This window comes from Opitutaceae bacterium, from assembly GCA_015075305.1.
Taxonomy (GTDB): domain Bacteria; phylum Verrucomicrobiota; class Verrucomicrobiia; order Opitutales; family Opitutaceae; genus UBA6669.
This window is the reverse complement of sequence record JABTUS010000007.1, coordinates 1-21,435: the sequence shown is the minus strand read 5'-3', so window position 1 is coordinate 21,435 and position 21,435 is coordinate 1. Positions and strand designations below refer to the sequence as shown.

General features: G+C 63.0%; 20 protein-coding genes. 8 read left to right on the top strand and 12 right to left on the bottom strand.

The window, feature by feature from the left end:
- Nucleotides 1-5 precede the first annotated feature (5 nt).
- Nucleotides 6-2,378, top strand: a complete 2,373-nt coding sequence (locus HS122_13755; GenBank protein ID MBE7539462.1) for a heavy metal translocating P-type ATPase metal-binding domain-containing protein — start codon at nt 6-8, stop codon at nt 2,376-2,378.
- 34 nt (nt 2,379-2,412) lie between these two features.
- On the opposite strand, the gene HS122_13750 is transcribed toward HS122_13755, so the two are convergent.
- Nucleotides 2,413-3,492 (bottom strand): DUF1611 domain-containing protein, encoded by a 1,080-nt coding sequence (locus HS122_13750; protein MBE7539461.1) that lies wholly within the window; start codon nt 3,490-3,492, stop codon nt 2,413-2,415.
- Nucleotides 3,485-4,531: a dipeptide epimerase gene (locus HS122_13745; GenBank protein MBE7539460.1), complete on the bottom strand. Its 1,047-nt coding sequence runs from the start codon at nt 4,529-4,531 to the stop codon at nt 3,485-3,487. Before HS122_13745 ends, HS122_13750 begins: the two co-directional genes overlap by 8 nt.
- Nucleotides 4,532-5,377: 846 nt before the next feature.
- On the opposite strand from HS122_13745, the gene HS122_13740 reads away from it, so the two are divergent.
- The 7 genes from HS122_13740 (at nt 5,378) to HS122_13710 (ending at nt 8,940) form a co-directional block, all read left to right on the top strand.
- On the top strand, nt 5,378-5,803 hold the full coding sequence (locus HS122_13740) for a PIN domain-containing protein (GenBank protein MBE7539459.1): 426 nt from the start codon (nt 5,378-5,380) through the stop codon (nt 5,801-5,803).
- A 1,207-nt stretch (nt 5,804-7,010) separates the two neighbouring features.
- Nucleotides 7,011-7,214 carry a hypothetical protein gene (locus HS122_13735; protein MBE7539458.1) on the top strand — a complete coding sequence of 68 codons (204 nt, stop codon included), beginning with the start codon at nt 7,011-7,013 and terminating at the stop codon, nt 7,212-7,214.
- Nucleotides 7,207-7,437 (top strand): hypothetical protein, encoded by a 231-nt coding sequence (locus tag HS122_13730; GenBank protein MBE7539457.1) that lies wholly within the window; start codon nt 7,207-7,209, stop codon nt 7,435-7,437. Before HS122_13735 ends, HS122_13730 begins: the two co-directional genes overlap by 8 nt.
- Nucleotides 7,434-7,649 (top strand): hypothetical protein, encoded by a 216-nt coding sequence (locus HS122_13725; GenBank protein ID MBE7539456.1) that lies wholly within the window; start codon nt 7,434-7,436, stop codon nt 7,647-7,649. Before HS122_13730 ends, HS122_13725 begins: the two co-directional genes overlap by 4 nt.
- Nucleotides 7,650-7,709: 60 nt before the next feature.
- Nucleotides 7,710-8,126 carry a transposase gene (locus tag HS122_13720; GenBank protein ID MBE7539455.1) on the top strand — a complete coding sequence of 139 codons (417 nt, stop codon included), beginning with the start codon at nt 7,710-7,712 and terminating at the stop codon, nt 8,124-8,126.
- Nucleotides 8,127-8,287: 161 nt separating this feature from the next.
- Nucleotides 8,288-8,533, top strand: a complete 246-nt coding sequence (locus HS122_13715) for an AbrB/MazE/SpoVT family DNA-binding domain-containing protein (GenBank protein MBE7539454.1) — start codon at nt 8,288-8,290, stop codon at nt 8,531-8,533.
- Nucleotides 8,533-8,940, top strand: a complete 408-nt coding sequence (locus HS122_13710) for a type II toxin-antitoxin system VapC family toxin (GenBank protein ID MBE7539453.1) — start codon at nt 8,533-8,535, stop codon at nt 8,938-8,940. Before HS122_13715 ends, HS122_13710 begins: the two co-directional genes overlap by 1 nt.
- Before the next feature lie 503 nt (nt 8,941-9,443).
- Here HS122_13710 and HS122_13705 read toward each other — a convergent pair.
- The 10 genes from HS122_13705 to HS122_13660 all read right to left on the bottom strand — a co-directional run.
- Nucleotides 9,444-11,150: a type II/IV secretion system protein gene (locus tag HS122_13705; GenBank protein ID MBE7539452.1), complete on the bottom strand. Its 1,707-nt coding sequence runs from the start codon at nt 11,148-11,150 to the stop codon at nt 9,444-9,446.
- A 28-nt stretch (nt 11,151-11,178) separates the two neighbouring features.
- Nucleotides 11,179-11,700 carry a hypothetical protein gene (locus HS122_13700; protein ID MBE7539451.1) on the bottom strand — a complete coding sequence of 174 codons (522 nt, stop codon included), beginning with the start codon at nt 11,698-11,700 and terminating at the stop codon, nt 11,179-11,181.
- A 6-nt stretch (nt 11,701-11,706) separates the two neighbouring features.
- Nucleotides 11,707-12,750 (bottom strand): GTPase ObgE, encoded by a 1,044-nt coding sequence (obgE, locus tag HS122_13695; protein MBE7539450.1) that lies wholly within the window; start codon nt 12,748-12,750, stop codon nt 11,707-11,709.
- Nucleotides 12,751-12,765: 15 nt separating this feature from the next.
- On the bottom strand, nt 12,766-14,085 hold the full coding sequence (gene ftsZ, locus HS122_13690; protein ID MBE7539449.1) for a cell division protein FtsZ: 1,320 nt from the start codon (nt 14,083-14,085) through the stop codon (nt 12,766-12,768).
- A 12-nt stretch (nt 14,086-14,097) separates the two neighbouring features.
- Nucleotides 14,098-15,303, bottom strand: a complete 1,206-nt coding sequence (ftsA, locus tag HS122_13685) for a cell division protein FtsA (GenBank protein ID MBE7539448.1) — start codon at nt 15,301-15,303, stop codon at nt 14,098-14,100.
- Nucleotides 15,293-16,357 (bottom strand): FtsQ-type POTRA domain-containing protein, encoded by a 1,065-nt coding sequence (locus HS122_13680; GenBank protein MBE7539447.1) that lies wholly within the window; start codon nt 16,355-16,357, stop codon nt 15,293-15,295. Before HS122_13680 ends, ftsA begins: the two co-directional genes overlap by 11 nt.
- On the bottom strand, nt 16,354-17,286 hold the full coding sequence (locus HS122_13675) for a D-alanine--D-alanine ligase (protein MBE7539446.1): 933 nt from the start codon (nt 17,284-17,286) through the stop codon (nt 16,354-16,356). Before HS122_13675 ends, HS122_13680 begins: the two co-directional genes overlap by 4 nt.
- 61 nt (nt 17,287-17,347) lie before the next feature.
- Nucleotides 17,348-19,699 carry a UDP-N-acetylmuramate dehydrogenase gene (murB, locus tag HS122_13670; GenBank protein ID MBE7539445.1) on the bottom strand — a complete coding sequence of 784 codons (2,352 nt, stop codon included), beginning with the start codon at nt 19,697-19,699 and terminating at the stop codon, nt 17,348-17,350.
- Nucleotides 19,696-20,829: a UDP-N-acetylglucosamine--N-acetylmuramyl-(pentapeptide) pyrophosphoryl-undecaprenol N-acetylglucosamine transferase gene (locus HS122_13665; GenBank protein ID MBE7539444.1), complete on the bottom strand. Its 1,134-nt coding sequence runs from the start codon at nt 20,827-20,829 to the stop codon at nt 19,696-19,698. Before HS122_13665 ends, murB begins: the two co-directional genes overlap by 4 nt.
- Nucleotides 20,826-21,435: FtsW/RodA/SpoVE family cell cycle protein (locus HS122_13660; GenBank protein ID MBE7539443.1), on the bottom strand; the 610-nt coding region annotated here is incomplete at its 5' end. The genes HS122_13665 and HS122_13660, both read right to left, overlap by 4 nt.

Here is a 21,435-nt window from a genome sequence, read left to right as displayed (position 1 = left end):
GTCCAATGAGCGCGACACTGTCACCGTCCAGACCGAAGGCCGAAACCCGTCGGGCAGCTGCGATGCAATGCCGTCATTGCGGCTCGGCCCTGATCGACGACGCCATGCGCGCGAGCGGCTTCTGCTGCAATGGCTGCAGCTACGTTTTCCAACTGGTGCACGCGAGCGGGTTCGACCGCTACTACAGTTTCAAGGACGCTATCACAGCGCCGGCGGACCCGGGCGTCTTTCAGCCGCGCGACTATGCCTGGCTGGACGAGGCCCAGGCATCCGCCGAAGCCGACTCCGACCGCGTGGCCACCCTGACGCTGAATATCCAGGGCATCTCATGCGCCGCCTGCGTGTGGCTGATCGAGCGCGTGTTTCTCCAGGAATCCGGCGCGAGAGAGATCGTCGTCAACGCGCAGTACGGCACCGCACGGCTCACCTGGACACGCGGCGAATTCCAGGCATCCGCGTTTGCACGAAAGCTTCAGGGTTTCGGCTACTCCCTCGGCCCCGCCGGGGAATCCGCCGGCGAACCGGAGAGCCGCGGGCTCGCAAAACGCATCGGGCTTTGCGCGGCGTTCACGATGAACGTCATGCTCTTCACGCTGCCCGCCTACTTCGGCATGGAGTCGAGCTTTGAGTGGGCGGGCCTGTTCGAGCTGCTCTCGCTGGCCTTCGGAACACTGAGCCTGCTCGTCGGCGGCAGCTACTTTCTCGTGCGCGCCGTGCGCGCGCTGCGCGAGCGCGCAATGCACATTGACCTTCCCATCGCGCTGGGAATCACGGGCGCCTACGCAGGCTCCCTCTACGGCTGGGCGGCGGGGCGCGCGGAATACATGTACTTCGACTTCGTCTCGACCTTCATCCTTCTGATGCTGATCGGCCGGTGGGCGCAGGTGGCCGCGGTTGAACGCAACCGGCGACGGCTCCTGGGCGGGCAGCCGCACGCGCAAAAGGTGCGGGTCGAGGGCGGAGAATCCACGGCTGTCGAAAAGCTTCAACCCGGGCAGTCCATCGTGCTGCCACCGGGCCGCACCGTCCCCGTCGAATCCCGGCTCCTCGATGCCAGCGCCGCCTTTTCGCTCGCCTCGATCAACGGCGAGGCGGCGCCGCGCGTCTTCTCGGCAGGTCAACGCGTGCCCGCCGGGGCGATCCCCGTGGGTCTCAGTGTGGTGCGTCTCCTCACGCTGCAGCGCTGGGATGACTCGCTGCTCGCCCAGCTGCTCGCTCCCCGGGCGGAAACCTCGTCGCGTCACATTTTTCTCGAGCGCATCGTGCGCGGCTACCTGATCGGCATCCTCGGCATCGCCCTGATCGCAGGCATTGCCTGGTGGGTCACGACCCATGATGCGCTGAAAACCGGAGCGATCATCACGGCAATCCTCGTCGTATCCTGCCCCTGCGCCGTCGCCCTCGCTTTCCCGCTCGCCGACGAAATGGCGACCGTCGCCCTGCGTCGCGTCGGCGTTTTCGTCCGGAACGCCGGCCTGTGGACCCGGCTTCGCGCCGTGAAGCGGCTGATCTTCGACAAGACGGGCACGCTCACGCTGGAGACTCCCAGGCTGCGCAATCCCGAGAGGCTGTCCCGCCTCAGCAACGAGGAGCGCGCCGCCCTGCTCGCGCTCGTTTCCGACAATGCGCATCCGGTGAGCCAGAGTCTGCTGGAGCACCTGCTTGCCAGCGAACTCATCAAACCCATTCCCGGCGATGTGCGGGAAACCGTGGGTGCGGGTGTCGAACTGGGCCCCTGGTCGCTGGGTCGCGCCGGCTGGCGCAGCAAAGCGGAGGGAAGCGCCACCGTCTTCGCTTGCGACGGTCAGACCATCGCTGAATTCGAATTCGCCGATGCCGTCCGCGCGGACGCTTCACGCGAAATCACTGCGCTTTCCCGTCGTGGGCTCCAATCGGCGATTCTCAGCGGCGACGATCCAGGCCGGGTCGCGGCGCTCGCCCAAAAACTGGGCATCCCAGCCGATCATGCCATCGGCGGCCTCTCCCCGCACGACAAGGCCGAATGGTTGCGCGAGAACGCGCCAGGCGAGGCGCTCATGCTGGGCGACGGTGCAAACGACAGTCTCGCCTTTGACCAGGCACTCTGCCGCGGAACACCGGTGATTCATCGCGGCGTCCTGGAAAAGAAAGCCGACTTCTACTATCTCGGACGCGGCATCGGCGGCATCCGCGCGCTGCTCGAAGTTGACGGCATCCGTCACCGCACCCAGCGCAACATTCTCGCCTTCTCAGTCGCCTACAATCTTCTCGCCGTGGGCCTCGCCGTTGCAGGCAGGATGAACCCGCTCGTCGCAGCCATATTGATGCCTGTGAGTTCGCTGCTCACGCTCGCGATCGTCTCCTACGGGATGCGTTCCGCCGCCAAGGTGTCGGCGTAACTCACCGCGTTGCGTCGCCGAAGCGTCCGGCCAATCAGGCGGCCGGCGGCGTTCGCAGGATTGCGTCGAGAATCTCCCCGGTGCCGAACCTGACCGCATCCGTTGCAGGCAGGCCTGTTTCGCGCGCAGCCGCAGCCACGGCGCCGCGCGCCGCCTCCTCGCTCATTCCCCAGGTGTTCAGCGCGATTCCCATGACGGGCGCGGGTGCAAATATTCCCGCCGCCGAAGCGACCTGCTCATACATTTGCACGACCTTGCTGAGCGGCGGAATCAGCAGGTTGGGAAACGCCTGCAGATGCGCGAGCCCGGCCTTGTGCACGAGGACCAGGTGCGTGGGTTGCGTTCCGCGGATCAGCGGCAGCGTGGCTGTCGATGCGGGATTGAGGAGCGAACCCTGCCCCTCCACCCAGACCACATCCCGGTCCTTCCCCTGTCGCACCACCTCCGCCTCGATCGATCCGCTGGCGTAGTCGACGCGCACCGCATCAAGGCACACTCCGGAACCGCTGATCATGATGCCTGCCTGGCCGGTGGCGACGAACGCCGACCGCAGGCCCCGCGCGCGCGACTCCCGGTCGAACTCGAGCGCCGCCGTCATCTTGCCGATGGCCATGTCGGTTCCGACAAAAAGAATCCGCTTCGCCGAAAGCTGCCGCGCGCCACCGGTGCCCGTCCTGACGTTTTCCGGTTCCCGGCGCATGTCCCAGACTCGAACACCCGGCCGGAGCGCCGCGGCGATTCCGGGGGCGTCCGCGATGCGCGTGTGCAATCCATTCCAGATCGACACGCCCGCCTGCACCGCCTCGCGCATGCCAGGCCACAACTCATCCGGCAGGCGGCCGCCCGACGGCGACATGCCAATGACAAGCGCCGTGGGCCGGCTGGCCAGCGCCTCCGCAATCGTTGCGACCACCGGAATGTCGGGAAGGTCTGCCATGCGCGACACCTCGCGCAGCGGACGCCCCGCCGTCTCACGATCGATCACGGCGACAACCTCGCGGCCGCGATACCGCAGAAGCGAAATGCCCGTCTTGCCGTGCCTGGTCGTGAATCCGCCGTGAAGCAGAATGGCAAAGCGTTGGGGCGAGGCTGGGTCAGACGATGAGCTAGGCATGGGAAACTCCAAATCCGGGCGAAGACGAGGCGGTCAGCAAGCCTTCCTTCAGCGTCCATCCCGCAAAGGGGTCGTCCCTGAGATTGAGATGGCTGTCGAGGTCGATCAAATCCGCAAACGGCGCAAGCGTCAGCGCACAGCAGTTTCCGAGCGCGCTGCTGCCGTAGCACCCGACCAGAATGCGCAGGCCATGCGCCCGCGCCGCGTGCAGCAGGTGAAGCGCGCCGTCGAGTCCGCCGCATTTCATCAGCTTGATGTTGATCCCTGCGACGCATCCAACCAGCGCCGGCAGATCCGCCGCCGTGCGACAGCTTTCGTCGACAAATATCGGCAGCGCCGAATCGGCCTGCACCGCGGCCAGGTCGCTCTCCTGTCCCCGTGGCAGTGGTTGTTCGATGTGATCGACACCCTGCCCCGCAAGCCATCCCGCCATCGCCACGGTCGTTGGAGGCGACCAGCCCCCGTTGGCATCGACGCTCATCTTGAATCCATCCGGCACCACCGCACGCACGGCTGAAAACATCGCCTTGTCCGCCTCCACTCCGGCCCGCGAACCGAGCTTCACCTTGAAGGCCCGCACATCATGCGCCTCACGCCACTTTTTCACGCGAAGAACGGCGTCACCCGGTGACAAAATGCCGATCGTCGCAAAGGTGAGCGCACTCGCGCCGCTCGCAAATCCCAACAGGCGCGAAACCGGCTGCCCGAGCCGCCTGCCCAGCCAGTCGTACAGAGCTTGGTTCACCGCGGCAATGAAGGCCGACGGCGCGTCGGCGGCTCGAAGACGCCGGTCGATCTCCTGGCGCTCCCACGCCGCCATCGTTTCGAGCCAGGGACGGTGGGTTTCATACGCCTCAACAATTGCGGAGAAAGGCTGCGGACGCTCGTCGATCGCAAACGGAACTGCCTCCCCCCAGCCTTCCACCCCCTCATCGATCCAGCGAAGCCAGAAAATCTTGCTGTGCGTCGACGTGCCGCGGCTGATCGTCAAGGGAACCGTCTTCTCCAGGCGCAGGCGCTCAAATGTCAGGGTAGACATGGAACGTCAGCAACCCCGCCGGGAGCCAGACGCAGATGCCCTGGCTTCGCAAAGTTCGCAACAACCCCACCCCAACGGGTGACGATTGCCCGCACGAACGATTTCACACCCAATATTCATTTTTGGACCAGCCAAGCATGCCCGCCGCCCATCGACAAGCCGATCCCCGTCGGTGCGGCTCATCGCCCACCGGCCACTTGCCGTACTCACTGAAATGCGTTTCTGCGCTCGGATATTTCCAAGGCGAGGCACCGATAGAAAAGGCGAACCCTGATTGGGATCGAGGCGGAGACTGCCTGTTGGGGTTTCATGCCGAGGTAGCCGACAATCTCCGCGGTCAATTCCCCGCGTCCGTTCATCGTAAGCAATCGCCAGCACATGGCGTGGCAGTACTTCGCCCTGGCGGCGTCCTCCCGGAGCAGTCAGAGCATTCTGGACTACCACAAATATTAGGGGCTGACCCTTTTGGAGTCCGTCTCCAGTGGCTATTTATTCCTTGCAATAGGAGAGACTCGTGAGCGGTCAGATTTCCGAAATGAAATGTATCATTGAGTATTTCAAACTTGATGCCTGATGCGTGATGCGTGATGTTTTTGGTGTGAGAACGACCCTTAATCTGGATGACGACGTGCTGGAAACGGCTAAGATCTTGGCGGCAAAGCAGCGTAAGCCGTTGGGGGAAGTCGTCTCCGCATTGCTCCGCCGGGCGGTGGAGCCGTGTGTCCAGCCATCGGCTGAGCGGAACGGCCTCCCGCTGTTCCCAGTGTCCCAGGGGGCGCGGCCGGTTACGCCGGAGATCGTGAAAGAGCTGCTGGATGAAACACCATGAACCGCTGCCTTCCGGATGTGAACGTGCTGCTGGCGCTGCTCGATCCGATGCACGTCCATCATGACGCAGCGCACCGCTGGTATGTGGCGCGCTCGCCGCTGCGTTTGCTGACATGCTCTCATCTCGAGAACGGCGTGATCCGGGTGGCGAGCCAGCCGAAGTACCCGAACTGCCTCGGCACCAGCGGGCGGGTCAGGGAAGTTCTGCAACATTTCGTTGAAAAAGCGGACACCGAATCCTGCGGGCGCGATGTCTCGCTGTTGGATGATGGCGTTCTGCTCCAGCCGGAATCGCGCACGCCGTCAAGAGTCGCGGATTTGTATCTGCTGGCCCTGGCGGCGGCGCATGGCGCGAGGCTGGCCACCTTCGACTGGCGGATTCCCGCAGCGTCCGTGGCGGGCGGACCGGATTCGCTCGAAGTCATCCCCGTGCGGGATGCGTGAACGTCGGAAGAAGTCAGGTCTTCCGCCCTCTCGTTGGTGCCGGAACGATTGAGTTGCCGTGGCGGCGCGATCAGATCACCACGACGCGCAGGTTTTCGATGCCCGGCAGAGTGTCGTTTTCCAGTTTTGAAGAAGAGCCGGGGGGGGGGTCCGGATAGGTGACAGATTGTCCATGGTGATGGGTTACATTCTTGCCATCAAGAATGCATGTTTTCGGACATGCTCTAGACGGACAGCATGGCGAGACTGACAATCGGAGGCTTTCAAAGGGCGTATCGGGTTTCATGGAAACGTCCACAGCCGACCTTTCTTCGCATCGCCTCCGATGCTGGCTGGCTGTGGTGTTGCGCGCCACAAAGGTCCAACTTAGCATCATAAGTGCTAACCCATCACCGACTGTTTGTCACCTATCACCGAATCAAACCCCAAAAGGGGTCCCCCAAGCCAAAAGGGGTCAAACCTCACCTTTCGCATTAGTTTCTTCGCGATTGATTGTCATGCCTTGATGCCTCACTTGGCATGATAACTTTACATGATAAGGGTTGTGCCATGAATGAAGGTCCCCCAAGCCAAAAGGGGTCAAACCTGAATGGCGCTTAGATAAGGCGTAAAACTTTTGTTGAGAGGCTTGCGGCGGACTGGATCCGGGAAGGAGCCCGCATGATTTGACGGGATAATCTGTACATTTCCGCGAGGATTTTCTTGAGGCGGCGGTGTTCGGCAATGGCTGATCAAACCAGTCGGCCTGTTCCTCGGACAGTGCGAGGCTGACTGTCTTTGCGTTCACTTTGTTGACCAAGGAACGATTTCCGAGGCCGGCCTGGGGGCGTCGGTAAACTGAACCCAGCTGAGCGGACCTGAGCTTGCGAGTTCGGCCCGAAGTTGGGCGTAGCGTTGTTCCAGTCTGTCAATCGAGGGCATCGAGGAATTGTTGGCGATCGAGGGAACAAAGTCAACACAGGGCTGTCTATACGGCCACATGCAAACGACTCCTATTTCCTCCATGGGCGCTCTGCGCCCTTACCTCCTGCCCGGCAGGCCGCCAGTTCAGCCGGTGACCGGGCGGCCTGTCCGCTCTGTTCGGGTCCTTTCCCAGGTCTGCTTGTCGCCTCTGAAAAGGCCCGGCAGCCGCAGGCGTCAGTTCGGAAGAGGACATCTTCTGGCCTTTCGCCCAGTGCTCAGGCGCGGTGATTCATGCCGGGCCGCCTTGATTCGCCTTCAGGCCGCCATGGTGGCGCGAGGCGCCGCCCGGCCTTCCGACAACACCAGCGCCTACTGCCGGCTCGCCAGTCCCTTGATCTCTCTTGGCTCAGTCGCTGTTCGCATCAGTCAACCGATGGTTCACCCCGCACCCGGCGATTGGCTCGGACGCACCGTGCGCATCATGGACGGCCCTGTTCTCGATGCCTGATTCAGCTGAAAACGCCCGCCAGTTTGACTATCCCGGATGCCAGAAGAAAGGCTGCGGCTTTCCTCTCGGAAAGTTTGTCGGGTTGTTCTGCCTTCACAGCGGTCACCTGATCACTTTCGCCTACGCAACATGGAAGACCCACGAGCTTACGCTGGCCAGAATGATCACGCACCATCTCAAGCCCGGAATGTCCTCCGGCCGACCGCCTCTACTGCGGCTGTGAGTTTCTCTCGAGCTCCTGCGCAGAAGGGTCGACTCGTCATCCGCCTTCATGGTTCTCGCAAGACCATTCGCAACGGCTGCGGCAGCTGGTGCGAAACCCAGCGCGGACCGAAACCAGGGAGTTTCCTCGAGCGACTCCAGCGCATGCCCGGTCAGATCACCGTGCGCCTTGTCCGCTTCAAGCGCCTGTCGCGGATACCGCACAAACCATGACAATCGCCACCTCCCTGTTGGATCGCTCTGCGTTTCGATCACGCCATCGCGGCATTGTACATGCAGCGCTGGCACATCGAATTGCACTACCGCCAGATCAAGACCAATCTCGGACTGGATGTTCTTCGCGGGCTTTCCCCCGCCACAGTCGAGCGGGAGCTTTGGATGCACGCCATCGCCTACAATCTGATCCGCGCACTCATGCTCAAGGGCGCATTGACCGGCCAGATTCCCGTGGCGCGCCTCAGTTTCAAGGGCACCCTCGATCTTCTCATGAGCTGGGCGCCACTTGCGACACGCAAGCGACTCCTGCGTCATTTGAAGCAGGAACTGATTGATCGCATCATCTCCGATCTCGTCCCATTCCGCCCCGGTCGCTCCGAACCACGGGCAAAAAAGCGCCGACCGAAAAACTACCAGTTCCTCACCAAACCTCGTCACATCTTCCGCGTATCTGCCTCTCGTGCCCTCAAATAATGCACGCCTTCTCGCAACCATCACTGGATCGGCTCCCCCTCGGGGCTTATCTTAGCGCCATTCGGGTCAAACCTCACCTTTCGCATTAGTTTCTTCGCGATTGATTGTCATGCCTTGATGCCTCACTTGGCATGATAACTTTACATGATAAGGGTTGTGCCATGAATGAAAGCACCCTGACGGAGCGCGGGCAGATCTCCCTCCCAGCCGCGTTGCGGAGGGCGCTTCGTTTGCGACCAGGCCAGAAACTGAGATTCGAAGCGGTTTCCGACCGTGAGTTCCGGGTTTTTGCGCCGCCTTGCGAGGCGCCTGGACCGCTGGCGGCACTGGGCTATGCGCGCCGGCTGCGAACCCGGGCGCGAACTACGAAGGATTGGATGAAGGAATTGCGCGAGGGGGAGTCCTGATGTGGGTCGTCGACACCTGTGTCGTCCTCGATGTTTTCGAACATGATCCCCGGTTTGGACTGCCGTCGGCGAGGCTCCTGGAGCGATTGCTGCCGGACGGACTGGCGGTGTCGCCCGTGACCATGGTGGAGCTGTCCGCCGCATTCAGCGGGGACCTGGTGGAGCAGATGCGTTTTTTGGATCATGCCGGCATTGCCTACTCGGACCCCTGGACCTCGGCGGACATGGAGGCCTCCCACCGCGCCTGGCATGCCTGCGTGCGCGCCCGCCGGACTGAAAAAGTCCCCCGACGACCGGTGGCGAATCTGTTGATCGGAGGTTTCGCATTCAACCGCAGCGGCCTCGTCACACGGGACCCCGGGGATTTCAAGCGCTGGTACCCCAAGCTGACCATAAGGGAGCCTTGAACTACGCCAGTTCGGCCATCCGACCCGGATCGGTAGTGTGGATCGAGACTAGGTCAACGAGAGATTGCGACGCACCGAAGGAATCATGAGACCGAGCATTCCCCATCGGCATCGCACGATTTCATTTCAAGTTGCACGAGCATGCCTCTGCCCCAACGAGGCTATACAACCCCTGCCCATGGCGAAGCGATGGGTTCGAGGCGAGCGACTGAGTCGGAAATCGGGAGCCCCAAAGGGGCGCGATATCCCCACAGCCCATGGCAACGCCATGGGTTCACGGGTGAGCCGAAAACAGAGAGCCCTGAAAGGGCGGCACAATTCTCTCGAATTTGCATCGTCGCGCAGTCCGCCGACGCCTTTGCTGTTAGACCACTGCCGGTACGTGGCACCACCAAAGACCAGGCAGGCGCTACCCGCCTCGAGTGCTCCCGGTCTTCTTGATCACCACAAACATTAGGGGCTGACCCCTTAGGAAAGGCGGCTCGCCGTCACCCCCGATCGGCCTAGACCAGATCCGGCGGCACCGTGGCTATCGCCTCCTCGAGGCTGCTGACGCCTTCCTTGACCTTGAGCATTGAATCCTGGTGCAGGGTTTTCATCCCGCCGCGCATCGCGATCTTCTTCAACTCCGTCGACTCCATGCCCTTGTTGATGCCGTCGATCAGCTCCTCGTTCGTGATCATCAATTCATGAATGCCAACGCGCCCCTTGTATCCGGAATTGCCGCACTTGGGGCATCCCCGGAGATTCGCCTTGTAGATCGGGCCGCTCCAGCCGATCGCCTTCTCCAGAATCTCCTTTTCCCGGGATGTCGGCTCGATCTGGAAACGACAGGTCTTGCAGAGGCGCCGCATCAGGCGCTGGGCGCAGACGCACAGGAGCGATGAGGAAATCATGAACGACTCCACGCCCATGTCGGTGAGACGCGCGATCGTCGACGGTGCGTCATTGGTGTGCAGGGTCGATATCAGGAGGTGTCCGGTCAGCGCCGCCTCCACCGCGATGTTGGCGGTTTCCTTGTCGCGAATTTCACCCACGAGAATGATGTCGGGATCCTGGCGCAGAAAGGACCGCAGCGCCGCAGCGAACGTCAGGCCGATCTGCCGGTGCATCTGCATCTGGTTGATGCCGGCCAGCGTGTATTCAATGGGGTCCTCCGCCGTGCGGATCACGAGTTCAGGTGAATTGATCTCGTTGAGCGCGGAGTAGAGCGTCATCGATTTTCCCGAGCCCGTCGGTCCGCAATGCAGGATCATGCCATACGGCTGGCGGATGGCCTCGCGGTACCGGCTGAGGTTCTCCTCCGAAAAACCGAGAGCCGTCAGCGGCAGCGTTGACTTCTGCTTGTCAAGTATGCGCATCACCATGCCCTCGCCGTGATTCAGCGGCGCCGTGGAGACGCGAAGATCGATGTCGATGCCCTTTTTCGTGTACTGCTTGAAAACGATGCGTCCGTCCTGCGGCAGCCGGCGCTCCGCAATGTCCAGATTGCACATGATCTTGAGGCGCGCGATCAGCGCCGGGGCGACCTTCGACGGCAGGCGGAGCTTCTCCGAACAGATGCCATCCACGCGATAGCGCACAATGACCTCCTTCTCCTGAGGCTCGATGTGGATGTCAGAGGTGCCGCCGTAATAGGCGTCCTCGATGATGCGGTTCGAAAGCTGGATGATCGGGCCGGACTCCTCATTGACATTCTCGTCGACGGCCTCGACGACCTCCTTGCCGAACTCCGCGCCGATCTTCTGGACAACCTCGTCGAACCCGGCGCGATCCGCCGACTTCGCAAACTTCTCCCGGATGTCCTTCTCGCGACCCAGCAGGCGCACCACGCGCATGCCGGTCATTTCCTGGAGTTTCGCCGGAACCGTCACCTCGAAGGGATTCGCAAACGCGACAAGCAGGTAGTCGCCCACCTGTCCGACAGGAATCAGGACATTGTCCTGGCAAAACTGCTGGGGCACGCGCTCAAAGGTCGACGGTCCCACACGCAGTCGGGAGACATTGTACGGAGCCAGACCAGACGCCCCCGCGCGTGCGACGAGAAGCTGAAAAGGCGTGACCGCGTACTGGTCCTGCAGCAGCTTGTCGAGCGCCTCACCGCTGAGGTCTTCGGGATGATTGGTCAGCGCAAGACGCTGGTCCGAGGTCAGACGACCGATTTCCTCGAGCTTGGCGACAACTTGGGATTGGACTTTTCCTAAAGGCATGGTGCGGGCGCCACCGCACCGAAAACGATCACGCCTTCGCCCCGCCCGGCGCAGCCGCGCGGTCCGACTCCATCTTTTCGAGATAGTCAGCGATCATTTCCAGTGTCGTAGCGTACCAGATAATCGGCGCATCCAGCACTTTCTCCCAATGCTTTCGCACGGCACCGCTCAAATAATAGGCCGACGCCACCAGATAGAACTCATCCTCCTTGTCGAACGGCACCGTCCAGCTCGCCCAGCAGGAACCTATATCCACCGTCTTACGAAGATCTTCGGAAACATCATAGGTGCGCAGGTCAATCAAGCCAACACCCTCCCTGTCCACGACGTGCGCAATGACATCCTCCTCCTTCACGACATTCATGTCGAAGGCCAGAACACCCAGCAGCGTGCTCTGCCGCGCATTGTGGCTGGCAATGATTTGAAAGAGCTTTTCGTTGGCTTTCTCCAGGTCCTCGACCTTCACCAGATTGTGCTCAACCAATGCGGCACCCATCATGCGATTGGCGCGCATCAACAACGCTCGGTTCTCAGAGGTAAGTGCAGCCATGGGAAATCAGGAGGATGAAGTGGTCTTGGAGGACTTTCCGCCCTTCGAGACCAGTCGACCGCGCACGCGCCGCCTGAGCTCCGCTTTCAAGTCGTCCAATCCCTGCCCCGAAAGACAGGAGATGGGGATAACGTCCACTTTGTGGCGTCGCTTGAATCTTGTGAGATTGGCGGCGGCCTCGGGGAGGTCGATCTTGTTCGCCACGACGATGCGCGGCTTCTTCAGCAGCGCCGGGTCGTAGAGCTTCAGCTCGCTCATCAGCGTCGCATAGTCCTCGCGCGGATCACGGCCATCGACGCCCGCGACATCGATGAGAAACATCAGCAGCGCACAGCGCTCGATGTGACGCAGGAATCGATGACCAAGGCCCCGATTCTCGCTGGCTCCCTCAATCAGGCCCGGGACATCGGCCAGCAGGAGCCGGTCAAAATTGACGGGGTCCGGATACTCGATGACACCGATCTGCGGATGAAGCGTGGTGAAGGGATACGCCGCGGTCTTCGGCCGCGCCTGGGTGATGGCCTTCGTGAGGGAGGATTTGCCCGCGTTGGGAAAACCGACGAGACCGATGTCGGCGATGCTCTTCAGCACCAGACGAAACGTCCCGCCTTCACCCGGATGTCCGGGATTGGCACGCTTGGGCGCTCGATTTGTGGATGTCTTGAAATGCGTGTTGCCCCACCCGCCGTTCCCGCCCTTGCAGAGCACGATCTCCTGTCCGTCGTGCATCACTTCCGCCACCACCTTCTCCGTCGCCTCGTCGATGACCACCGTGCCGAGCGGGAGGCGGAGCACCGCCGGTTTGCCCTCGCGTCCATGGCAGTCCTTGCCCAGCCCGTGCTCGCCGCGCTCCGCCTTCCAATGGGGCTTGAACTTGAAATCGACCAGGTTGTTCGTGTCGTCGTCGCCGCGAAGTATGACATCCCCGCCCTTTCCGCCGTCGCCGCCATTGGGTCCTCCCCACGGCTCATACTTTTCGCGGCGAAACGAGACACAGCCCCGCCCGCCGTCGCCGGCCTGAACCTTGATGACACATTCGTCGACAAACATGGCGGATGAAAATGGCTACAGGGCGATCTTGATGCCTTTGCGAAGGTAGGTCGGAACATCCAGATCCTGGCCTTCAAAGAGATTGCGGTCCGTCTTGTCGAAGTAGCCGCGGCTCTCCACTTCGGTGAAGGAAAACTCGTTCTGCTGCGCCTTGGGGGCATGGACAGCCGGCCCCAGCGTGAGCTGCTCTCCACTTGATCCAGAGCCTGGTTTCGCACCGGCCGGATGACGGCTGCCGCCCTCGAAGAATGAAAGGGGTGCGGCCGCACGCTCTCCATCCTTTGCCGGTGGCACAGGGGCGGCATGATCGCCCTTCCGGCTCCCCGCCGGCACCGGGCGCCGCATACCAATCCTTCCTCCCACATCGCTGGTGCCGAGCACGCAGATCTCCACCCGCCCGCTCATGTTCTCGTCGATGACCGCCCCCATGATCACGTGCGAATCCCGACCGAATTGATCCGTCACCGCACTCATCATTTCGTTGACCTTCGGCAGCGTGAGATCCGGGCCGCCCGTGATGTTCACCAGGAGGCGGTCGGCCTTGCGTGAAAATTCCGGCGTCACCAGCAGCGGGCACATCTTCAGGCTCTCGATCGCATCCGCCGGCGCATTCTCCCCCGATCCGGTGCCGAGGCCGAAAAGGGTCTTGCCCCCGCGCTGGGTGAACGCCTGCCGCATCGTCGAGAAATCAAGATTGATCAGACCCGTGCGGTGCAGCATTTCCCAGATGGACTTGACCGCGCGGCCAATCCATTCGTCCGCACGTGCGAAGGAGTCGAGCACGGTTTCATTTTCCGCCGCCTCCTGCAGCAGGACGTCATTCGGCAGCGGTATGACCGCATCGCACACTTTGCGAAGCGCCGCGAGGCCTTCCTCGGCCTGCCTGAGCCTGCGTCCGCCTTCGAAGGTGAACGGCATTGTGACAAAGGCGATGACAAGCGCATCCACCTCGGTGGCGAGCTCGGCAAGGATTGGCGCGGCGCCACTGCCGGTGCCGCCACCCATGCCTGCCAGCAGGAACACAAGGTCGCAGTCCTTCACGACTGCCTGAAGCTTCTCGCGATCGGACTCGGCGGCTTTCCGGCCGAGGTCGGGATCGCCGCCCGCGCCAAGCCCGCGTGTCACGCCCGTGCCGATGAGGACCTTCTCCTGAATGGGTGAACTCGAGAGGGCCTGACGGTCGGTGTTCACCGCGACCAGTTGCAGGTCCGCGAGATTCTCCATTTTCAGGCGGTCGGCGGTATTGGCCCCGGCGCCCCCCACACCCACGACTTTGATGGCAACCTCCCGATCGCTCGGGATCTGGTTTTCCAGGGGAAGTTCGTTTGGATTCATGCGCAATCCCGGCTAGACGGTGGCAAAAAGTTTCTGGAAGATTCTGGTTCTCCTCCTGGCCGGAGCGGGAACCTCAGGGCTGGCGCTCAAGCCATAGTGAAGCAGGCCAAGCACGGTGGAAAATCCGGGATCCCGCAGGTATTCCTTCACTCCCGACGGGCCCTCGCTGATGTGCGCGGGAATGCCGAACACCTTGCTCGCCGCCTCCGCCATTCCAGGGAGCTTCGATCCTCCGCCGGTGATCACAATGCCGGCACCCGTGCGCTGGGGCTCCATGGCGGACCCCAGCTTTTTCCTGACCACCTCCAGGATCTCCCACGCCCGCGCCGACGTGATGTGCTCGATCGTCTGCTTCGGAAACTGGCGGTCCCCGATGGCAAAATCCCCGTTGAGCCAGACCTTTTCGTCGCGACTCCTCGTCGCAACCGTGGCGCGGCCAAAGCGAAGCTTCAACTTCTCGGCCTGCCCCTCCGTCAGGCGCAGGCCCAGCGCCAGATCGTTCGTTACATGCGCACCGCCGACGGCAACCACCCCCGCGACCTGCGGCATGCCGTCGCGATACAGGACGTAGTCAGTCGTGCCGGCACCGATGTCCAGAACCAGCACGCCGTGCTGGCGGTCACCCGGCGTCGTCACCATGATGCCCGATGCCAGACTCGACAGAATGAGCTCCGAGACGCGCACATTGAATCCGCGTATGACGTGGATGTTGTCGGCGATCCGGGCCTCCTGCCCATGGACCATGAAATAGCTGACCGAGAGACTGTTTCCCACCAGGCTGTCGGGATCAGGGACGAGACGCCCATCGAGCAGGAAGGGTCTCCGGAGGCGCTGCACGACCATGCGGCCGGGCGGCAGTTGCTTGATGCGCGCCTGGTAGCAGACGGAGCTGACGTCGAAGTCGCTCACCATGTTGTCAGCTGCGGCCACACGGACAGTGGCCTCGCTCGAGAATCCATCGATATGCCCGCCTGTCTGCGCCAGGTACACTTCATCCACGCGCACGCCCGCGCTCTTTTCAGCGTCCAGCAGTGCGCTGTGGGACACATCACTGGCCGCCTTGAAATCCATCACGACTCCCTTGATGACCCCGCGCGAGGCGCACTCACCCAGCCCGACCACACTCAGGCTTCGTCCATTGGCTATCTCGCCAATGAGAACGCTGATTTTTGATGTGCCGATTTCGACGGCTCCGATGTATTTTGTCCTAGAACTCACGAGAGGTTTTCCGAGATTGAAGGGATTGAAACTGAAACAGGCCGCGCTTCTCTTTCACCATCCTCGATGCGGATTCGCGCAGCGACTTCGATGCATCGGCGCCCAGCCTGACGCCGTCCTTCGGGATCCCGATGGAGGGCTCCGTCTGGACAGCAGGTGCCGCGAGGAATGAAACCGGAACCTGACTCTTTCCGTAGATGAGGTTGATCGTGGATACCGGAGGCACCGGATGCAGCCGGATTTCGGCGAGCACCGAATCAAGAAGGGCGACCTGCTTGAAAAAATCGTCCCTCGTCCCGAACACGATCGACATCGCATCCGCGGTCTTGACGAGGATTTCGCCGTCGCTCTCCAGTCGCCCGAGGGAAATGACCCGCCAGTTTCGATAAAGCCAGGGGGTGTTCCCCTGTGCGGTGACCAGGAGATCCGCAACCGTCTCCATTCCCGAAACCGGAACAAACCCGCGGCCCGAACGGTGGAGCGTCAGTCCGTCGAGCCAGGGGAGGCTCGAAACCACTGAATCAGAATAGTTGCTGCCGGGAAAAACCACGCCATCGCGCGCAACCAGGAGGTCGGCGGGATTCCCCGAAGAATCCACCGCGCGCACCCGGCCGACCGGAGACCGCTCCTGGAGGCTCGCGACCAGCGTGTCCGGAAAGCGGCGGGTCAGCACCGCGGTTTTCACCTGCCCATCCGCAAGGAGCGCCCGCTGCAGCGCGTCAAGATCGAGCTCCATCAGCGTCACCCCCTTTGGCAGGTGAAGACGCGCCTCCACCCACGCAAGGTCCAGAACGCCGTCGGTGTTCAGCTTGATCGCCTGCAGCGGCTCCGATTTCACCGGGGCGGCGAGTTTCGTGGGGTCGTGCCGCCAGATCTCATACAGTTCGACGCCGGCCCAGATTGCGGCGGCAAGCAGAACCATCGCGAGGACGCCCTTGACGAAGCCCATCGTCAGCCGTCGACGGCCTTCGGGCGACATCGAGCGGGGTGCGATGTCCTGGGGAATGTCGCGCCAGGAGCGCGCTGCGGTCTGAGGTGCGGCGTTTCGATTCATCGCGCCAGAACTGAGCCCGCCTCCTTGAAGCGGCGGATCGCCGGAGCGACCATCTCCTTCACCAATGCCGCAAAATCCAAGCCGACACAGCCTGCGCTCATCGGCAGCAGGCTTGTCTCCTTCATCCCCGGCAGCGTGTTGATTTCGAGCAGGAACAACTCGTTCTCCTCGGAAAGCATGAAGTCCGCGCGCGCATAGTCCCTGCAGCCGCATGCGGTGAACGCATTCGTCGCCGCCTCCCGGGCGGCGTGCGCAAGTCCGGGCGGAACCGGCGCCGGAGAGAGATAGGTTGTGAGCCCCTTCGTGTATTTGGAGCGGTAGTCGAAGACGCCGGAGTTCGGAACAATCTCCACCACCCCCATCGCGCGACCGTTGAGAATGCCGACGGTGATCTCCCTTCCGACGATGCGACGCTCCGCGAGCCATTCGCCGCCGGTTATCCCGTCGAGGTTCGCGCGCACTTCGTCCGGGCCGTCGCAGATTCCAAGCCCGATGCTGGATCCCGAGGCCCGCGGCTTGAAGACAATTCCCGGACCCAGCTTCGAAATCAATGCGTCCGCCGCAGGTTTGTCGTCTCCCGAAAACGCCACCCCCGGAGGCACGCGCACACCCGCGGCCATCACCGTCCGCTTGGTCAGCTCCTTGTCAAAGGTCAGTGCGCTCGACGCGGCGTCGCACCCGGCATACTGGAAACCGGCCTGGTCCAGCAGGCGCTGCATGCCTCCGTCCTCGCCAAATGTTCCGTGGAGCGTGGAGAAAATCACATCGCGGCCGGGATCGAGTCCCGGAGGCACCGCCTCGTCATCGACAATGACAAGCCTCGTTGGAAAATTCCGCGCCAGCCCGATCGCGCAGGCCCTGCCCGATCCGATCGAGACCTCGCGTTCGGTTGAGGTGCCTCCGCCAAGAACCACAACGGTGGGATTCATCGCTCGAACAATCCTCCCCTGGTGGAGTCGCGGCGCATGCGGTTCATCGGCATCGTGGTACTCACAAAACTTCCCTCCATGACCGGCCGTAAAGCAGAACCTCCGGTTCGAGTTCGACTCCACCCGCCTCGCGGACTCTCGCCCGCACCAGCCTCACGAGCGCGATGACATCGGCGCTCGTGGCCCTGCCGCGGTTGACAATGAAGTTGGCGTGCACGGTCGACACCTCCGCATCGCCCACACGCTCGCCCTTCAATCCCGCCGCATCGATCAGGCGCCCGGCGGAGTCTCCGGCGGGGTTCTTGAAAATGCAGCCGGCGCTCGGCTCCCGCGGCTGGGACTTCAGGCGCTTGTCGCGGTAGACGTCCATCTGCCGCCTGATGGAATCCGCCTCCCCGACCACCTCCGCCGGCCTCAGCACCGCACCCAGGGCGATCGCCGCATCAAGTTCCGCGCAGTGCCGGTATTCAACGTGCAGCCGGTCCCTCGGCACGGCGACGACCTCGCCATCCGGAAGCATCAGGCTGACCTCCTCCACGACATCGAACATCCATCCACCCATCGCACCCGCATTCATCCGCAGCGCGCCCCCCACGCAGCCGGGAATTCCCTCGAGAAACTCAAAGCCCTTCAGTCCCGCCCGTGTGGCAAGCCCGCAGAGCTGCTTCAACCGCAGGCCTGCGCCCACGAAAACCCGGCCGTCCGCCCGCGCCTCAAAGGCCCGCCAGTTCGCATGCGCGAGACTGACAACAACGCCATCGACCCCCTCGTCCGGAACAAGGAGGTTCGATCCGCGTCCGAGCAGGAGGAGCGGCGCCTCCTCCGCGCGCGCGGCGCGCACCACCGCCTGCAGATCGGCAGCGCATGACGGTTCACAATAGATTCTCGCCGCGCCTCCCACGCGCATCGTCGTCTTCTCCGCGAGCCCCTCCTCCCGGAGAACCCTTGTATCCACGGAAACACGACGACGGATCCGCTCCGCCAGGGCGTCCCACCGCGCCGTCCCGGCCTTTCTGGCCGCATGCCCGGCGAGCCAGGCTCGCGCCTCGCGATCGACGTCGCCCGCCCCCACAAACGCCACCCAGTCGCCCGCCCTGACAGTGCCTGCAAGCGAACGCTGGAACCCCGCGCGATCGCCGGGGAGATACGTCACGTCCATTTCGGGCGAGATGCGCTTCATCTCCGCATAGAGATCCGCCGTGGTTCCGCCCGCCAGCGCCGCCTCACCCGCGCCATAGACATCGAGCAGCAGCACGCGGGACGCCACCGAAAGCGATGCCGCGAACTCCGTCTTGAACTGCGCGGTGCGGCTGTACCGGTGGGGCTGAAACACAACGATCAACCGGCCGCGCGATCCGTCAGGGTCGGCCGCCCCCATCCGCTGCCTGAGGCTGGACAGGAGCGCGCGAATCTCCGCCGGATGATGCGCGTAGTCCTCGATCGCGATGATCCCATCCTCCTTGAGCAGGATTGTCTGCCGGCGCAGAACTCCGGGGTAGGACGCCAGCGACTGCTCCGATGGTTGCACTCCCATGAGCCGTGCGGCGGCGAGGGCCGCCGTCGCATTGGCAACATTGAAGTCCCCATGGGCGGCCACTGAAACATCCACCGCCCCGAAACGTCCGCCGAGGGAGACCAGTGTCTGCGCGGGCAGGACCCGCTTCAGGCATCCCGAAAAATCCCCCGTCCGTCCAAAGGTGCTCACAGCGAGTCCGGATGCAACGCGCTGCGACGCCGCGCACGCATCGCTCACAAGCACCGCCTCGCTCGTGCGCATGAACAGAGCCCGGAAGGTTTCCTCCAGGTCCGCGAGCCGGCGATAATGATCCGGATGATCCCAGTCGAGGTTCACGGCAACGGTCAGCGCCGGCGAGAACCGATCGATGGTGCCGTCACTTTCATCCACCTCCGCAACCAGCCATTCGTTGGAGCCCGCGCGCGCGGGTGGAATCGCGTCATCCGCAAACAGCCCTCCGAGGATGTATCCCGCCGGAAATCCCGCCGCGCGAAGCGCGGTGATCAGCATCGCGGTTGTCGTGGTTTTCCCGTGCGATCCGCAGACCGCCACGAACCGCTTTCCGCGCGCCACCTCGGCAAGCAATTCACCCCTGCGCACAGTCCGGATGCCGCGCCTCCGCGCCGCCACAAGCGCCGGGTGCGAGGGTGAAATGGCCGACGACGCCATGACGAGGTCGCACTCCGGCGGCACTTGTCCGGCCCCAGTGATCGCCACGCGGCCCTTCTCCAGATGACGCTTCATGGCGTCCGTCATGGCATCATCCTCTCCGCTCACGCGGTATCCCGACTGGGAGAGGTGGATCGCAAGCGGTCCGGCGCCCATGCCACCGACCCCCACGCAGTGGACCGCAGTGACATCGCTGCCGAAAAGTGCCGATGGAGCGTCGCGTCTCATGCGAGTCCAAGCGTGCCGGGAAGCAGCGTCGCGCCGCGTTTGTCCCTGTGCACGATTTCCTCAAGGTCCGTGATCATTGAGGGCAGCGGATCAACGCGGTCGAGGCGTTCGAGATTCGATCGAAAGAGAGCGCGCCTCCCGTCCGTCGTCAGGAGACTTCTCACCCGTTCGGTCAATGTGTGCAGCCTGTCCTGCGAAACGACCTCCCCGCAGCCTTGTTGAAGAAAGTAGTCCGCATTGGCATCCTGATGATTGTCGGCGGCGAACGGGAACGGGATGAGCACGGCGGGCGTTCCGATCCTCACGAGCTCCGCAAGGGTCCCCGCTCCCGCACGCGAAACCACAAGATCGGTCGCCGACAGCAGCGTCGCCATCCGGTCGCAGAATGGAGCGAACACATGCCTGACCCGGTCACCCGCGGCGGAGACGATTTCGATGCGCTCGGGCGCGCCCTTCCCGAGCCCGGTCACGCAATAGACCTGGACGCCGTCGGCCCCCAGAACCCCCAGTTCGCACCGGGCCCAGTCGTTGAGCGCGGTCGCACCCTGGCTGCCGCCCAGCACGGCCACAACAGGACGGGACTCCTCGAGTCCGAGCTGAAGGCGCGCCTCCCGGGCATCCTCACGCTTGAATTCCCGCCGAACGGGAAGCCCGGCCTCGCGCACCACATTCCGCGACAATGAGGAGAGGCGGACTCCGGCGGGCAGGTAGACACGCCTGGCAAATCTGCCCATCAATCGTATCGCCCGGCCTGGGATCCGATTCGCCTCGTGCAGAACCACCGGAATCCCCGTCATCGCACCGGCTGCAATGAACGCGGCCGATGTGAAGCCGCCGAATCCGACGACGGCATCCGGCCTGAATCTCCGCATGAGCCTGACGCTTTTCAGGAAGCCCAGCGCCTGCTGCGAAAGAAAGCGCGCAAGCTCGGAAGGACGCAGGGAAAACCCGGCTCCCGGAATCGAATCGAATTCAAGGTTGGCGTACTTTTCAATCAACCGGGCATCGACCCTTTTTCGACTGACCAGGATCCGCACCGCATGCCCGCGATCGACCAGTCCCTCGGCCAGCGCTATGCCCGGTGAGAGATGTCCGCCGGTGCCGCCGCAGGAAATCAGAAAGCGGCTCATGTGGTGACCTCCTCGAATCCGCGCGAACCCCGCGCCCATCTCGGCCGCGCCCAGGAACGCTGCGTGTTCAGGACGATGCCGATCAGCAGCCCCATCAGGAGCAGGTTCGAAAGTCCAGCACTGATGAATGGGAGCGACATCCCCTTTGTCGGCAGAACTCCCGTGACCACGCCGAGGTTGATCACAGCCTGAAGGCTGATCAGGAGAAGCGCGCCGGCCACCAGCAGGTACTGAAAAAGATTCGGCGCGCGACGGAGGTGAATCAGGCCGGCGATGAACAGCGTCAGGAACACCGCGACCACGCCGAGCGTGAACCAGAGGCCCAGTTCCTCGCCCACCACCGCAAACACAAAATCCGTGTGCGCCTCGGGCAGAAAGTTCATCTGCTGGCGCCCCTGGCCCAGGCCCGCTCCCTCCGTGCCGCCGACGGCAAAGGCGGCGAGCGACTGGTAGAGCTGGTAGGTGCCGCCCTGGTGGTTGGCCTCGACGTCGAGGAACGCCGTGAAGCGGTTCAACCGGTTCGGGTTGTGGATGACCATGACGGCGAAGAACAGGACCACCAGCCCGAGGCACGGCAGGATGTAGCGCCAGCGCGCCCCGGCGAGA

Coding starts and splice junctions, on each gene's coding strand:
- HS122_13680 (MBE7539447.1), bottom strand. CDS start 16,357: ATGAATCGAAACGCCGCACCTCAGACCGCAGCGCGCTCCTGGCGCGAC.
- HS122_13745 (MBE7539460.1), bottom strand. CDS start 4,531: ATGTCTACCCTGACATTTGAGCGCCTGCGCCTGGAGAAGACGGTTCCC.
- HS122_13755 (MBE7539462.1), top strand. CDS start 6: ATGAGCGCGACACTGTCACCGTCCAGACCGAAGGCCGAAACCCGTCGG.
- HS122_13675 (MBE7539446.1), bottom strand. CDS start 17,286: ATGAATCCCACCGTTGTGGTTCTTGGCGGAGGCACCTCAACCGAACGC.
- HS122_13665 (MBE7539444.1), bottom strand. CDS start 20,829: ATGAGCCGCTTTCTGATTTCCTGCGGCGGCACCGGCGGACATCTCTCA.
- HS122_13730 (MBE7539457.1), top strand. CDS start 7,207: ATGCCTGATTCAGCTGAAAACGCCCGCCAGTTTGACTATCCCGGATGC.
- ftsZ (MBE7539449.1), bottom strand. CDS start 14,085: ATGAATCCAAACGAACTTCCCCTGGAAAACCAGATCCCGAGCGATCGG.
- HS122_13750 (MBE7539461.1), bottom strand. CDS start 3,492: ATGCCTAGCTCATCGTCTGACCCAGCCTCGCCCCAACGCTTTGCCATT.
- HS122_13720 (MBE7539455.1), top strand. CDS start 7,710: ATGCAGCGCTGGCACATCGAATTGCACTACCGCCAGATCAAGACCAAT.
- HS122_13715 (MBE7539454.1), top strand. CDS start 8,288: ATGAATGAAAGCACCCTGACGGAGCGCGGGCAGATCTCCCTCCCAGCC.
- HS122_13710 (MBE7539453.1), top strand. CDS start 8,533: ATGTGGGTCGTCGACACCTGTGTCGTCCTCGATGTTTTCGAACATGAT.
- murB (MBE7539445.1), bottom strand. CDS start 19,699: ATGAGACGCGACGCTCCATCGGCACTTTTCGGCAGCGATGTCACTGCG.
- HS122_13700 (MBE7539451.1), bottom strand. CDS start 11,700: ATGGCTGCACTTACCTCTGAGAACCGAGCGTTGTTGATGCGCGCCAAT.
- obgE (MBE7539450.1), bottom strand. CDS start 12,750: ATGTTTGTCGACGAATGTGTCATCAAGGTTCAGGCCGGCGACGGCGGG.
- HS122_13705 (MBE7539452.1), bottom strand. CDS start 11,150: ATGCCTTTAGGAAAAGTCCAATCCCAAGTTGTCGCCAAGCTCGAGGAA.